Below are 13,360 nucleotides of genomic sequence, written 5' to 3'. Positions count from 1 at the left end.
CTATCCACACGGGGGCCCGGGGCCTGTCAGCCCGGAGGACGTCATCTCCCGGGCTGAGTCATCCACGCGGCTGATGCCCGTCGTACCCTCCTGGGCTGACACCGGGTTCCTCCCCGGGGGCGAAGCCGCCGGGCTCGTCGGACGGAACAGTGAAGCCATGAATCGGAGAACACTGCTGTCCTCGTGCGCCGGACTGGCCGCCGCCATGGTCTCGGGTCCGCTCGCCCCGGTGGCCGTCGCGCGGCCGAGGCAGGAGGAACCCGTGCGGTTCCAGCTGCCCGCCCCGAACGGACCGTACCCGCTGGGCACGATCGCGCTGCACCTGGCCGACACCGCACGGCCGGACCCCTGGGTACCCTCCCGCCCCTGCCGTGAGCTGATGATCAGCATCTGGTACCCCGCCCGCGACTGCGCGGCCCGCCCCACTGCTCCCTGGATGCCTCCGGCGGCGGCCGACCGGTACCTGAGCCTCCTCGGCCTGCCTCCCGGCCGGGTACGACTGGGAGGCACCCACGGCCACGAGGGCGCTCCCGTCGGCGGCCCACCAGGCCCCCTGCCCGTCGTGCTCTACTCTCCCGGCTCCGACGCGTCACGGTCGTTCGGCACCGGCGTCGTGGAAGACCTCGCCAGTCACGGCTTCCTGGTGGTCACCGTCGACCACACCTACGACGCGGCGGTGGTCGCCTTCCCCGGTGGACGCGTCGAGACGAATCCGCTGGGCGGGATCAGCGACTACGCCAAGGCCCTCGCGGTCCGTACCGCCGACATCCGCTTCGTCCTGGACCGGCTCGCCGTCCTCCGCGCGGGTGGCCACCCCGGCGTCTGCCGCACCCCGCTGCCCACCGGCATGCGCGGGGCGCTCGACCTGCGGCGCGTCGGCATGCTCGGCCACTCCCTGGGCGGCGCCACCACCGCCGCGACGATGCTCACCGACGGGCGGATCACGGCGGGAGCGAGCCTGGACGGGGGCGCGGCGGGCCCGGTGGTGGACGCCGGGCTCGACCGCCCGTTCCTGGTCGTGGACACCCCGGGCAAGGGCGGCATGGAGAGCAACCCCGCCCTGCGCGCGTTCTGGTCGCGTCTGCGCGGCTGGCGCCTGCATCTGACCGTACGGGGAGCCGCGCACCAGTCGTTCGGCGACGATGTGCTGATCCTGCCGCTGATCGCCCCTCTCCTGGGCAGGTCACCGGCCGATCTGGAGGAAGAGGTCGGGACGATCCCCGCGCACCGGGCACACGCGTTCCAACGCGCCTACCCGCGAGCCTTCTTCGACCTCCACCTCCGCGACCAGGGGCAGCTGCTCGACGGCCCCTCCCCCGACTTCCCCGAGGTCGACTACGCCCGGTGAGCGAGGGTCGTCGGTCTCCTCGGCTGCGCGGGGAGGATCACGACCCGGGCAATCCGGCGGGGCGGCGCCTCCGCCATCCCGACAGGAAAGCGGCACCCCGGACGGGCCCGCGGCTACCAGCCCCGCTGTCGGGCGGCCGCAGCCCCGGGCGAGCGGAGCAGCGCGACGAGTTCCCGCCGCAGAGCCCGGTCCTGGTCGGTCTCGGTCGACAGGTCGAGCTGGACGATGTCCACCCCGCCCGCCCGCAGCAGGTTGATCCGGCGGGCGACGGTGGCGGGCGAGCCCGCGTACGCGGCGGCGAAGGAGCGGCGGACGTAGGCGGCCACCTGCTCGCCCGGCCGCTCCTCGGCGGCCCGGCCCCGCTCGCGGTCGCGGTCCAGGGCGACGGCCTGGACGAACCGGTGGCCGTCCGGACCGGCGGTGAGCCGCAGCGCCTCCCGGCGCAGCTCGCGGACCTTGTCCCGGGCGGCCTCGTCGGTGTCGGCCAGCACCAGGGTGAGGTGCCGCCAGATCCGCACCACCCGCCCGAACCCGGCGGCCGCCTCCCGCACTTCGGTGATCCGGCGGCGGGTGTCGGGCAGCGGCAGGGCGGGTACGGCGTACACCTCGGCGTGCCGGGCCGCCAGCCGTACGCCCTGCGGGGAGGAGCCCCCGAAGGAGAGCAGTTCGCCGCGCGGCTCGGGCCGCAGCCCGGGGCGGGCGCCCTGGACGCGGTAGAACTCGCCGCTGTGGTCGAACTCCTCCTCCGCCGTCAGTGAGCGGCGCAGCAGGGTGAGGTACTCGTCGGCGCGCCGGTAGCGGTCCTGCTTGCCGAGCAGGTCGCCGTCCCGGGCGACGTCGAGGTCGCTGGAGCCGACGATCACGTGGGCCGCCGCCCGGCCGCCCGACAGCCGGTCCAGGGTGGCTAGTTGGCGGGCGGCGACGGTGGGCGCGGTGGTGCCGACGCGGTGGGCGACGGCGATCCGCAGCCGGCTGGTGGCGGCCAGGGCCCAGGTGGCCACCAGCCACGGGTCCGGCCAGGAGCTGGACTGCACCACGAGGGCGCTGTCCAGCCCGTCCTCCTCGTTCTCGCAGGCCGTCCGGGCGACGTGCCCGGGGTCGGCGGCGCGCTCCCGCAGGTCCGGGGCGAAGCGCAGCGCCTGCCGCTCGCGCGGTGTCCGGCCGTGTACGGGGGCGGCTCTCACGCCGCCCCGGATCTCCAACTCCATTGCTCTGCCTCCGCGTTCGCGGGTGTACGGGGGGGGTGCGCGCCCTGCCCGGGCCCCTGCCGGGCCGTCCCTGGGCAGGGGCCGGGTGCCATGGACCGGGGCGCGCTGCCCGGCGGCGCTACCCGGCGGCCGGGCCGAGCCGGGCCAGGGTGTCCAGCAGTCGGGCCCGGCTGACGAACACCTCGGGCGGCAGCGACACGTACAGCTGGATGGTGGTGACGCCGGGCCGGTGGTACCGCAGGATGCGCTCCCGGCACTCCTCGGGCGAGCCGGAGACGAACAGGCCGTCGACCACCTCGTCCGGCAGCGCCCGCTGCGAGCCCTCCGGGTCGCCGGCCGCCCAGCGCTCGTGGGTCTCCTTCAGCAGTTCGCCGTGGCCCAGCCACTCGTGGAACTTGCGGTAGGGCTCGCGGTTGAGGATCCAGGCCAGGAACGGCCGGGAGGCCCGGTGCGCGTAGTCGGCGTCCTCGGTGGGACAGACGAACACCTTGACCACCAGTTCCTTGCCCGGCGGCTGCGGCCCGACGGCGTCCAGCACCTTGGGCACGTCCTCGGGGAAGAGCAGGTTGGTGATCGCGCCGTCGCCCTCGTTGAAGCCGAGCTTCAGCATGCCGGGGCGCAGCGCGCCCAGGATCACCTTGACCGGTTCGACGGGCGGGTGCGGCAGCCGGTAGCCGGTGATCGAGAAGGTGTCGAAGTCCCCGGCGATGTGCTCGCCGCGCAGTGCCCGGGTGAGGAAGCGCAGCACGTCCCGGGTGCGCTTGAACGGTTCGTCGAAGGGGATGCCGTTGATGTCGGTGACGTGCGCCGGCACGGAGGCGCCGATTCCCAGCAGCAGGCGGCCGGGGGCGAGTTGGGCCAGGGTGGCGGCGGTCTGGGCGAGTACGGCGGGGCCCCTGGTGTGCACCGGGACGATGCCGGTGCCGATCCGCAGCGAGGGGGACCAGGCGGCGGTGGCGGCCAGCGGGGTGAAGGCGTCGGTGCCGCCGCCCTCGGCGCTCCAGACGTCGGTGTACCCGAGTTCCGGCAGCCGTTCGACGATGAAGCGGTGCCGGTCGATGGTCAGGCCGGGCAGCGGGAGGGTGATGCCCCACTTCGGCGGCTCGGCGCGGCGGTCGGGTGCGTGCGGGGTGGTCATCGAGCGGCCTTCTCTCGTACGGGGGTCACTACTTGCCGATCCAGACGGTGGTCAGGTCGATGAACCAGGACTGCGGCTGCACCAGGCCCTGCACCTTGGGCGAGAGGGCGCGCGGGTTGCGGTCGTTGACCACGAACAGCCAGGGCGCGTCGGCGGTCACCTGGGAGAGCGCCTGGCGGTAGTCGGCCTGCCGCTTGGCCTGGTCGGGCTGGGCGGAGGCGGAATTCAGCAGTTCGTCGACCTTGGGGTTGCTGTAGTGGCCCGTCCAGAACGGGCTGTTGGAGCCGATGAACAGCGGCAGCAGCGCCTCGGACTGGAACAGTGTGGTGGACTGCGCGATGGCGTCCGAGCCGAGCGCGACCTGGCCCTTGGCCTCGGCACCGATCAGCGTGGACCAGTCGGTGGTGCGCAGTTCGACCTTGATGCCGACGGCTGCCAGGTCGCGCTGGATGGCCTCGGCGATCGGCACGGGCAGCAGGTTGCCGGAGCCGCCGGTGGGCACCGTGACGGAGGTGCTGAAGCCGCCGGCCACCCCGGCCTCGGCGAGCAGCGCCTTGGCCTTGGCCGGGTCGTAGCCGTAGGCGTCGCCGGCCGGGTCGTAGGCGAAGGTGGCGCGCGGGGCGGCCTGGAGGGCCGGGTCGGCGGTGCCGCGCAGCAGCTTCTCGGCGATGGCCTGCCGGTTGACGGCGAAGTTGGCGGCCTTGCGCACCCGGGGGTCGTTCCAGGGCGCCTTGGAGGTGTCGAGGATCCAGTACCAGAGGTGGTCGTAGCTGTTGGTGGAGATCCGGACGCCGTCCCGCTGGAGGCTCTCGATGTCGTCGGGGTTGGGGTACTCGATCCAGTTGACCCCGCCGGAGCGCAGTGCGGCGGTGCGGGCGGCGGCGTCCGGCAGCGGCTTGACGATCAGCCGGTCCAGTTTGGGCGCGCCGCGCCAGTAGGACTTGTTGGCGGCCAGTTCGATCTGCTGACCCTCGGTGTGCGAGACGAAGGAGAACGGGCCGGTGCCGACGGGCTGCTTGGCGAAGTCCTTGGAGCCGGTCTTCCTCACCGCGGTGGGGCTGGCGATCAGGACGTGCGCCAGGTCCTCGGGGAAGTGGCCGTTGGGGTCCTTGGTGACCAGTTCGACGTGGTCGGCGTCGAGCTTGCGGTAGGTGGTGATGGAGCCCGCGTACTCCGTGGCGGCGGCGCCGATCGCGTCGGTGTAGTGCTCGCTCTGCTTGTTGAGGTAGCGGTCCAGGTTGAACAGCACGGCGTCGGCGTCGAAGGGGGTGCCGTCCTGGAAGGTGACGCCCTGGCGCAGCTTGAAGGTCCAGGTGCGGGAGTCCTCGGCGACCTTCCAGGACTCGGCGAGCGCGCCGGTGACGGCCGGCGGGCGGTCGGTGACGGACAGGTCGTAGCGGGTCAGGCCCTCGTAGATCTGGAAGCTGACCAGCCGCTTGCCCTCGAAGCCGGCCCCGCCGATCACGGTGTCGGGGTTGGGCAGCTTGCCGGTGGCGCCGACCACCAGGGTGCCGCCCCGGCCCTCGCCGCCGGCGGCCGGGGCCTCCGTCCCGGAGCCGCAGCCCGCGGTGGCGAGCAGCACGACGGCGGCGGCCGGCAGCGCGCCGACTCTGGTGCTGATGCGGGCGGGGCGGTGGTGCGTCATGGCTGTTCCTTGTCGCTGGTCGGGTCGGCGGTACGGGGACGGGGAAGGGGCGGCGGAGGGGCGGCGGCAGGGCGCGCGGTCAGGGGCTGGAAGGGCGGCGATGGGGCGGCGGGACGTGCGGTTGTGGACGGGCTCAGTCGCTGGCGCCCTGGAGGACGGGCGCCGGCCCGCACTCGGCGGCCGCCAGCAGGGCCCGGGTGTACGGGTGGGCGGGGGCCGACCACAGGGTCTCGGCGCTGCCCTCCTCGACCACCCGGCCATGCCTCAGCACCAGCACCCGGTGCGCGATCCGGCGGACCACCGCCAGGTCGTGCGAGATGAACAGGTAGGCCAGGCCGGTGCGTTGCTGGAGTCCGGCGAGCAGGTCCAGCAGGCGTTCCTGCACCGCGGGGTCCAGGGCGGAGGTCGGCTCGTCGCAGACCACCAGGTCCGGCCGGGTGGCCAGGGCCCGGGCCACGGCCACCCGCTGGAGCTGCCCGCCGGACAGCTCCCGGGGGTAGCGCGCGGCCAGCTCGGCGCCCAGGCCGACCTGCCCGAACAGCTCCGCCACGGCGGCGGGCCGCTCCCGGCGCGGGGTGCCGTGCAGGCGCAGCGCGGTGGCCACCGCCTCGCCGGCCCGCAGCGCGGGGTTGAGGGAGCCGCGCGGGTGCTGCGGCACGAACTGGAGCCGGGCGCGGACGGGTCGGGCCCGCCGCCCCCGCAGCCCGTACGGGTCCTGTCCGGCGAACCGGACGGTGCCCTCGTCGGGGGCGAGCAGGCCCAGGGCGAGCCGGGCCAGCGTGGACTTGCCGGAGCCGGACTCGCCGACCAGGCCGACCGTCTCGCCGGGTGCCACCCGCAGGCTGACGCCGTCCAGGGCGAGGGTGCCCCGGCGGAAGCCCTTGCGGACCTCGGTGATCTCCAGCAGCGGTGTGCCGGCGGCGGACTCGGCGCTCATCGACGGCCTCCCGGTTCGGCGGCCACCATGCCATCGGCAGCATCGGCGGCAGGATCGGCATCGGCATCGGCATCGGCGGCGGTGCCGGGACTCGCGCCGAGCACCTGCTCGGTCGGCCCGGTGCCGAAGATCCGGCCGGCCCGCAGCACGGCCACCCGGCCGCCGATCCGGCGGGCCGCCGTCAGGTCGTGGGTGACCAGCAGCAGGGCGATGCCGCGCCGGCGGCGCAGCTCGTCGAAGAGGTCGAGGACGCGGCCCCGCACCAGCGCGTCCAGGGCGGTGGTGGGCTCGTCCGCGATCAGCAGCTCGGGGCCGCAGCAGACCGCGATGGCGATGGCCGCTCGCTGGCGCAGCCCGCCGGAGAGTTCGTGCGGGTAGGCGCGGGCGACGCGCTCCGGCTCCGCCACCCCGGCCTCGGCGAGCAGGGCGGGCACGGCCTCCCGGGCGGCCCGGCGGCCGTCGGCCCGCCGGTGGCGCAGCAGGACTTCGGCGAGCTGCGGGCCGATCCGGCGCAGCGGGTCCAGCGAGCCGGTCGGGTCCTGCGGGACGTAGCCGATCCGGGCGCCGCGCACCCGGGACCAGCCCCGGGCGTCCAGGGCCCGCAGGTCGGTGCCGGAGAGCGTCACCGAGCCGCTGACCCGGGCCCCGCGCCCGGGCAGGCCGAGCACCGTACGGGCGGCGGTGGTCTTGCCGCTGCCGGACTCGCCCAGCAGGACCAGCGCCTCGCCCGCGTCGACGGAGAAGGAGACCCCGTCCACCGCCCGGACTCCGCCGGGGTACTCCACGGCCAGTCCGGCCACGTCCAGGACACTCATCGGCCCGCCTCCGGAAGGTGTGCTCCGCTGTCGCCGATCCGTCGGCGCAGCCGCTCGCCGAGGGTGTTGAAGACCACCGAGACCAGCAGGATCACCAGGGCCGGCTGCACCGCCACCCACGGGTGGGTGAACAGGCTGGGGCGCAGTTCGTCGAGCATCGCGCCCCACTCGGCGGTGGGCGGCGCCACGCCCAGACCCAGGAAGGACAGCCCGGCCGCGTACACCACGGACAGGCCGACCAGCGAGGCCGCGTACACCAGCACCACCGGCGCGACCACCGGCACCACCTGGCGCACCGCCAGGTCCAGCCCGCCGGCCCCGCTGACCCGGGCGGCCTCCAGGTACTCGGCGGTGCGGATGCGCCGCAGCTCGGTAAAGGCCACCCGGGCCACCGCCGGGGTGAGCACCACCGAGAGCGCGAGCACGGTGGCGCCCAGGCCGGGCCGCAGCAGGGTGGCCACCGCGATGGCGAGCAGCACCCCGGGGAAGGCGTACAGCACGTCGAGGGCGCGCAGCAGCACCTGCTCGGTGACCCGGCCGCCCAGCCCGGCGGCGATGCCCAGCAGGGTGCCGACGGTGACGGCCACCAGCACCGGTACCAGGCCGCCGACCAGCGAGGCCCGGCCGGCCCAGAGCAGCCGGCTGAGCACGTCCCGGCCCTGGCCGTCGGTGCCGAGCGGGTGGCCGGGGGCGCCCGGGTCGAGCAGCCGGTCCTCCAGCGAGCCGGCCGCCGGGTCGTACGGGGCCACCAGCGGCGCGCCGAGGGCGAGCAGCACCAGCAGGGCGGCGGCCCCGGCGGAGAGCAGCAGCAGGACGTCCCGGGGGGCGCGCCGGACGGCTCCGGGCTCGACGGGTCCGGGCTCGACGGGTCCGGCGGGTTTGGCGGGTTTGGTGGTCAGCGTCACGGTCAGCTCCGCACGCGCGGGTCGATCGCCGCGTGCGCGGCGTCCACCAGCAGGTTGATCCCGACGAAGGCGACCGCCACCACCAGCACCCCGCCCTGGACGAGCGGCAGGTCGCGGGCGGTCAGCGCGTCGTACAGCAGCCGGCCGACGCCCGGCCAGGCGAACAGGGTCTCCACGAAGACCACGCCCTCCAGCAGGTAGGCGAGTTGCAGGCCGCCGATGGTCAGCAGGGCCGGCGAGGCGTTGTGCACGCAGTGCCGCAGCACCGCGAACCGGCTCAGGCCGCGGGCCCGCAGGCTGTCTGCCAACTCCCCCGCCAGCACGGTGGAGAGCGCCGCCCGGAACACCTTGGCCGTCAGGCCCAGCGGTACGAGTGCCGCCGCCACGGCGGGCAGCACCAGGTGGCGCAGCAGGTCGCCCGCGCCGCCGTCGCCGAACACGTCGTGGGTGCCGCCGGCCGGCAGCCAGCGCAGGTTGACCGCGAACACCGCGATCAGCAGCAGCGCCACCGAGTACTGCGGCGCGGAGACCGCCAGCGTGCCCAGCGCGTCGCAGAGCCGGCCCAGCGGGCCGTTCGGCCGCAGCGCGCCGAGGGCCCCCAGCAGCACCCCGCCGGCCAGCACCAGCAGGAAGGCGGCGCCGGCCAGCAGCAGGGTCTGGCCGAGCGCGGAGCCGAGCAGTTCGGCCACCGGGCGCTGCGCCGAGATGGAGACCCCGAGGTCGCCGCCGGCCGCCCCGCCCAGCCAGCCGAGGTAGCGCAGCGGCAACGGCTCGTCCAGGCCCAGTCGTTCGGACAGCTCGTGGCGGGCCTCCGGCGGGGCGCCCGGTCCCAGCAGCGCGGTCAGCGGATCGCCCGGCACCAGGGCCACCGTGGCGAACACCACCACCGTCACCCCGAGCAGGGTCGGCACCGCGAGCAGCAGGCGGCGCAGCAGGAACCCGGTCATCCGCGCACTCCTCGGGGCTGGGCCGCGCCGGGTCGGGCGGCCGTCCGGTGGTCGGCGGCGGGCATGGCGGAATTCCTTTCCGGACGGGGCCGGTGGCACCGGCGGGCAGTCTGCGGGGGACCTTCGAGGGGGCGGCCCTGGCGGCGGGCCGGGACGCGCCGGAACGGTCCGGGGCACGTCGGAACGGCTCGGCGCACCGGGTGGGCGGCGGAAGGCCGACGTCATGAAGGTCGCGGATGGGCGGCGTTGACAGCCAGTCAGCAGTTCATGCTGTTACCCCCGGTCATAGGATCGGCCGCGCGGGGCAGCCGGCTACCGCCTCCGCCGGACCGCCGTCCCGTCCTTGACCTGCTACGAGGCCCGGAACTACCCTGTCGGCATGGCAATCCGGCGGACCGGCTACACCCTGGTCGGTATCGGCGGCTCGTGGCACCGCAGGTGTTTCGACGAGCTGTGTCCTCGCGCTCTCCAGCGCTGACGCCGAGCCCCGACCCCCGGCAGCAGCGCTCCCGCACCAGGCCCGTACGCCCCGCCGCCCGCCGCCTCCGGCCCGCGACCTCCGTACCAGGCCCCGCCGCAGCAACCGTGCCCACGAGCCGGCCCGCCACGTCCGAGGGAACCGCACCCGCCATGCCGCAGTACGCCCTGTCGCAGTACGCACCCGCCCAGTACGCCCCCCAGCGCGCCCTCCCCACCGGCGCCCGCGACCCGCATCCGCACCGGGCCCCGCACCGGGGCAGCGCCCGCCGGCTCTCGCACATCGGCGTCGGCCCGGTGATCGGGGCCGAGGCACTGCACAGCGAGATCGACAACCCGCTCGACCTGATCGCCGGTCACCAGCTGCTGGCCGAGCCCGGCCCGCAGCCCGCCGCACCGGCCGCCGCCTGCGAGTGCGGGCACCCGGTGTGCGGCAGCGAGGAGGCCGCGGCCGGCACCACCCGGGTCTTCCTGGTCGAACGGCACCCCGTGGCCAGTGCCGGCCTGCGGTCCGTACTGGCCACGGCGCCGGGGCTGACCGTGGTCGGCAGCACCGGGGACCCGGCCGCCGCCGTGGCCGCCGTCCGCAGGGTCCGGCCGGACGTCGTCCTGCTGGGCCGGGGCGCCTCGCTCGGCGAGGACCTGGCCGCCGCCGTCGCCCTGCGCGGGCCGGAGGGCGCCCCCGACACCCGGGTCGTCCTGCTGAGACGCGCCGAGTCCACCGCCGAGGCCAGCCGCATCCTGCTGGCCGGCGCCGTCGGCTGCTTCCCGCTGGACCTGCCCGAGGACCGCATCATCGGCGCCGTCCAACTCGCCGCCGCCGGCGGCTCGGTCTTCCTCCCCGCCCCGCCCCCGGCCCGCGTCCACCCCGCCAGCCTGGCCGGCCAGGCCGCCGAACCGGCCCTCCAGCAGGTCGGCCTGACCGAACGCGAACGCGAAGTCCTCGCCCAGCTCGCCCGGGGCCTCAGCAACGCCGAGATCGGCCGCGAACTCGCCCTAGCGGAAGCCACCGTGAAGAAGCACCTCACCTCCGCCATGCGCAAGACCGGCCACTCCGACCGCCTCCGCGCCGCCCTCTACGCCCACCGCCACGGCCTCGCCGGCTGACCCACCACCGACCTCAGGGCCGCGGGGAACCGCGCGCAGCACCGGGCCCCCGACCCGCACCCGACCCGCCCACACCCCCCACCCGCCCCGCTCCCGCCCCAGCCACCGCACGCCCCCGAGGGCGACCTTCGGCGCACTCCCGGTCTCCGATCGTCGCCACCAGTGGGTCCGTTCGGGGCTACTCCCCCCACCACTCCCCTTCATACGGTTGCGACACCGCGATCCGCCGAAGGGAGTGACCCGTTGAGCATTCCGCCCGAGGGTGCCGTACCGCCCGCGCCGGCCACCGCCGTTCTGCCGGTGGCCGGCCCCGGTCTGCCGCCCGAGCTGCCCCCGTCCCCGTACCGTTCGATGTCGGACGCCGAGCGTTCGGCGCTGTGGCGCCGCCGCCTGCACGAGGCCGAGGCCGGCCTGACCAGGTTCCTGGTGTCCCGTGGGGACGAGGTCCACCTGACCGACTGGTTCGCCCTGCAGTCCGCCGTGTTCGCGGACCTCCCCGAGGAGGGTTCGGCCGGCGCGCCCGAGTGGCAGCGGGTGTTCTTCCGGGGCCAGGCGCTGATGGAGCGCTTCCTGGTGTCCCGGTACGGCGAGCCGGTGCTCGCCGAGTGGGCCCGGTCGAACGCCGAGGTGCACCGCGAGGTGGAGCCGGACTACGGCCGCGGCGCCGCCGACCCGATGCACCGCCTCGCCCGCCAGGCCGAACTTTACGGCTCCGACTACGAGTTCGACGAGGACCACAGCACCGGCCGGGGCCCTGCGGAGCACTCCGCGCTGACCATCACCCACTGCGCCATCTGGGACTACCGCGAGCAGGCCCGCCGCTCCGGTGTCCGCCTCACCCTGGCCTCCCCCTGCACGTACTGCACGGAGGCGGTGTCCTCCAACATCCGCGCCAAGGGCTTCCGCCCGGCCGTCCGGCTGCTGAGCGGCCCGACGGGCCACGGCTGCCGCTGGGAGGCCTCGGCCCCTTCCGATTCCGACCCCCGCCAGGAGGCGTGATGTGCGGTGTGACAGGCTGGCTGGACTGGGAGGCGGACCTGCGCCGCGAGGAGCGGACGGTCCGGGAGATGACCCGCACCCTGGTGTGCCGGGGCCCGGACGCCGAGGGGGTGTGGCTGTCCCGGCACCTCGCGCTGGGCCACCGCCGGCTGTCGGTGATCGACCTGGACGGCGGCGTGCAGCCGCTGGCGGACGCCCCGCACGCCCCGCAGGTCGTCCTGGGCTACAACGGCGAGCTGTACAACCACCGCGAGCTGCGGCGGGAGTTGGAGGCCCACGGGCACGTCTTCCGGACGGACTCGGACACCGAGGTGCTGCTGCGCGCGCATCTCCAGTGGGGCGCCGCCGCCCCCGAGCGCTTCAACGGAATCTTCGCCTACGCCCTGTGGAACGCCCGCGATGAGGAACTGCTGCTGGTCCGGGACCACCTGGGGATCAAGCCGCTCTACTGGCACGCCCACCGCTCGGGGGTGCTGTTCGGCTCCGAGCCGAAGGCGCTGCTGGCCAATCCGCTGTTCCGCGCCGAGCTGGACGCCCAGGGCGTGGCCGAGCTCTTCGCGCTGCCCGCCGCCCCGACCGCCGGCCACGGGCTCTTCCGGGGGCTGAACGAGGTCCGGCCGGGCCGGCTGGTACGGGTGACCAGGTCGGCGACCACCGAGGTCCGGTACTGGCGGCTGGAGTCGCGCCCGCACGAGGACTCTCCGGAGCGCACCCGGGCGACGGTCAGGGAGCTGCTGGCGGACGCGGTGGAGCGGCAGTTGCTGAGCGATGTGCCGCTCTGCACCCTGCTGTCCGGCGGGGTGGACTCCAGCGCCATCACCGCGCTGGCCGCGATCGCCCGGGAGCGGTCCGGCCAGGGCAAGATCACCAGCTTCTCGGTGGACTTCCCCGGCAGCGCCGACCGCACCCCGGACGCCTGGCGCACCACCCTGGACGCACCGTACGTGCAGGCCGCCGCCGAGCACATCGGCACGCTGCACACGGCCGTCCTGGTGCCGGACGACGACCTGCTGCCCGCCCGGGACGTGGTGCTGGCGGCCCGCGACCGGCCGGGCTGGGGCGAGATGGACGCCTCGCTGCACCTGCTGTTCCGCGAGGTGCGCCGGCGTTCCACGGTGGCGCTGTCCGGCGAGGCGGCCGACGAGATCTTCGGCGGCTACCCGTACTTCCACGACGCGGCGGCGCTGGCCTCCGGCACCTTCCCCTGGCTGCACGGCCGCGCCACCCCGGCCGACCTGCTGCGCGCGGAGGTGGCGGCCGAGGTCCGCCCGGCCGAGTACACCGCCGCGGCCTACCGCGACTCGATCGCCGAAGTCCCGCGCCTGGCCCACGAGTCGGCGGCGGACGCCCGGGTGCGCGAGGTGTTCCACCTGGCGCTGACCCGCTGGCTGCCGCCGCTGCTGGACCGGGTGGACCGGGTGTCGATGTCGGTCGGCCTGGAGGTCCGGGTGCCGTTCTGCGACCACCGGCTGGTGGAGTACCTGTGGAACGTGCCCTGGGCGTTGAAGGCACCGGAGGGCAGACCGAAGGGCCTGCTGCGGGACGCCGTCCGGGACCTGCTGCCGCCGCAGGTGGCGGACCGGCCGAAGAGCGGCTACCCGTCCACCCCGGCCGTCCACTACACGGAGGTGCTGACCGAGCGGGCGCAAGCCCTGCTGGCCGACCCGCAGGCACCGGTCTTCGACCTGGTGGACCGGGCCGCCGTACGCCGGCTGCTGGCCGAGGGCCGGCCGCTGCCGAGCCCCCGCACCGCGCCCAACCCGGTCGGCGGCCTGGACCACCTGGTGCAGCTGGACGAGTGGCTGCGCGCGTACCGGGTGGCGCTCCGATGAGC

Annotated in this window: 11 protein-coding genes; 4 read left to right on the top strand and 7 right to left on the bottom strand. The window is 75.3% G+C overall.

The features are described 5' to 3' along the window. Positions 1 to 157 precede the first annotated feature (157 nt). Positions 158 to 1,348, top strand: coding sequence for an alpha/beta hydrolase family protein (locus ACFVUH_RS31540; RefSeq protein WP_387916792.1), 1,191 nt, complete (start codon positions 158 to 160; stop codon positions 1,346 to 1,348). 113 nt (positions 1,349 to 1,461) lie between these two features. Here ACFVUH_RS31540 and ACFVUH_RS31535 read toward each other — a convergent pair whose 3' ends face one another. From ACFVUH_RS31535 to ACFVUH_RS31505, 7 genes are all read right to left on the bottom strand, one after another. Next, positions 1,462 to 2,556, bottom strand: coding sequence for an LLM class flavin-dependent oxidoreductase (locus tag ACFVUH_RS31535; RefSeq protein WP_387916791.1), 1,095 nt, complete (start codon positions 2,554 to 2,556; stop codon positions 1,462 to 1,464). Positions 2,557 to 2,674: 118 nt separating this feature from the next. Continuing rightward, a complete protein-coding gene (locus ACFVUH_RS31530) occupies positions 2,675 to 3,694 on the bottom strand; it encodes an LLM class F420-dependent oxidoreductase (protein ID WP_387916790.1) in 1,020 nt (339 codons plus the stop codon). 28 nt (positions 3,695 to 3,722) lie between these two features. Then, complete coding sequence (locus ACFVUH_RS31525) at positions 3,723 to 5,339, bottom strand: ABC transporter substrate-binding protein (RefSeq protein WP_387916788.1); 1,617 nt, start codon at positions 5,337 to 5,339, stop codon at positions 3,723 to 3,725. 133 nt (positions 5,340 to 5,472) lie between these two features. After that, positions 5,473 to 6,276, bottom strand: a complete 804-nt coding sequence (locus ACFVUH_RS31520; RefSeq protein ID WP_387916787.1) for an ABC transporter ATP-binding protein — start codon at positions 6,274 to 6,276, stop codon at positions 5,473 to 5,475. Continuing rightward, positions 6,273 to 7,091 carry an ATP-binding cassette domain-containing protein gene (locus ACFVUH_RS31515; RefSeq protein WP_387916786.1) on the bottom strand — a complete coding sequence of 273 codons (819 nt, stop codon included), beginning with the start codon at positions 7,089 to 7,091 and terminating at the stop codon, positions 6,273 to 6,275. Before ACFVUH_RS31515 ends, ACFVUH_RS31520 begins: the two co-directional genes overlap by 4 nt. After that, on the bottom strand, positions 7,088 to 7,996 hold the full coding sequence (locus ACFVUH_RS31510) for an ABC transporter permease (RefSeq protein ID WP_387916785.1): 909 nt from the start codon (positions 7,994 to 7,996) through the stop codon (positions 7,088 to 7,090). The genes ACFVUH_RS31515 and ACFVUH_RS31510 overlap by 4 nt, the downstream gene beginning before the upstream one ends. A 2-nt stretch (positions 7,997 to 7,998) precedes the next feature. Then, positions 7,999 to 8,943, bottom strand: a complete 945-nt coding sequence (locus tag ACFVUH_RS31505) for an ABC transporter permease (protein ID WP_387916783.1) — start codon at positions 8,941 to 8,943, stop codon at positions 7,999 to 8,001. Between the two features lie 630 nt (positions 8,944 to 9,573). On the opposite strand from ACFVUH_RS31505, the gene ACFVUH_RS31500 reads away from it, so the two are divergent. The 3 genes from ACFVUH_RS31500 (at position 9,574) to asnB (ending at position 13,358) form a co-directional block, all read left to right on the top strand. Then, a complete protein-coding gene (locus tag ACFVUH_RS31500; RefSeq protein WP_387916781.1) occupies positions 9,574 to 10,527 on the top strand; it encodes a LuxR C-terminal-related transcriptional regulator in 954 nt (317 codons plus the stop codon). Positions 10,528 to 10,770: 243 nt separating this feature from the next. Continuing rightward, complete coding sequence (locus ACFVUH_RS31495) at positions 10,771 to 11,526, top strand: hypothetical protein (protein WP_387916780.1); 756 nt, start codon at positions 10,771 to 10,773, stop codon at positions 11,524 to 11,526. After that, entirely contained in the window at positions 11,526 to 13,358 is a 1,833-nt protein-coding gene (gene asnB / locus ACFVUH_RS31490) for an asparagine synthase (glutamine-hydrolyzing) (protein ID WP_387916778.1), read from the top strand. Before ACFVUH_RS31495 ends, asnB begins: the two co-directional genes overlap by 1 nt. Positions 13,359 to 13,360: the final 2 nt, after the last annotated feature.

The sequence above is a fragment of the Kitasatospora sp. NPDC058032 genome, assembly GCF_042885845.1.
GTDB lineage: Bacteria > Actinomycetota > Actinomycetes > Streptomycetales > Streptomycetaceae > Kitasatospora.
The sequence above is the reverse complement of the archived record's forward strand: the minus strand, read 5'-3'. Positions and strand labels throughout refer to the sequence as shown.

Bases quoted from the DNA above. Each gene is read 5' to 3' on its own strand.
- ACFVUH_RS31535 (WP_387916791.1), bottom strand. From the start codon at position 2,556: ATGGAGTTGGAGATCCGGGGCGGCGTGAGAGCCGCCCCCGTACACGGC.
- ACFVUH_RS31500 (WP_387916781.1), top strand. From the start codon at position 9,574: ATGCCGCAGTACGCCCTGTCGCAGTACGCACCCGCCCAGTACGCCCCC.
- ACFVUH_RS31540 (WP_387916792.1), top strand. From the start codon at position 158: ATGAATCGGAGAACACTGCTGTCCTCGTGCGCCGGACTGGCCGCCGCC.
- ACFVUH_RS31515 (WP_387916786.1), bottom strand. From the start codon at position 7,091: ATGAGTGTCCTGGACGTGGCCGGACTGGCCGTGGAGTACCCCGGCGGA.
- ACFVUH_RS31520 (WP_387916787.1), bottom strand. From the start codon at position 6,276: ATGAGCGCCGAGTCCGCCGCCGGCACACCGCTGCTGGAGATCACCGAG.
- asnB (WP_387916778.1), top strand. From the start codon at position 11,526: ATGTGCGGTGTGACAGGCTGGCTGGACTGGGAGGCGGACCTGCGCCGC.
- ACFVUH_RS31530 (WP_387916790.1), bottom strand. From the start codon at position 3,694: ATGACCACCCCGCACGCACCCGACCGCCGCGCCGAGCCGCCGAAGTGG.
- ACFVUH_RS31505 (WP_387916783.1), bottom strand. From the start codon at position 8,943: ATGACCGGGTTCCTGCTGCGCCGCCTGCTGCTCGCGGTGCCGACCCTG.
- ACFVUH_RS31525 (WP_387916788.1), bottom strand. From the start codon at position 5,339: ATGACGCACCACCGCCCCGCCCGCATCAGCACCAGAGTCGGCGCGCTG.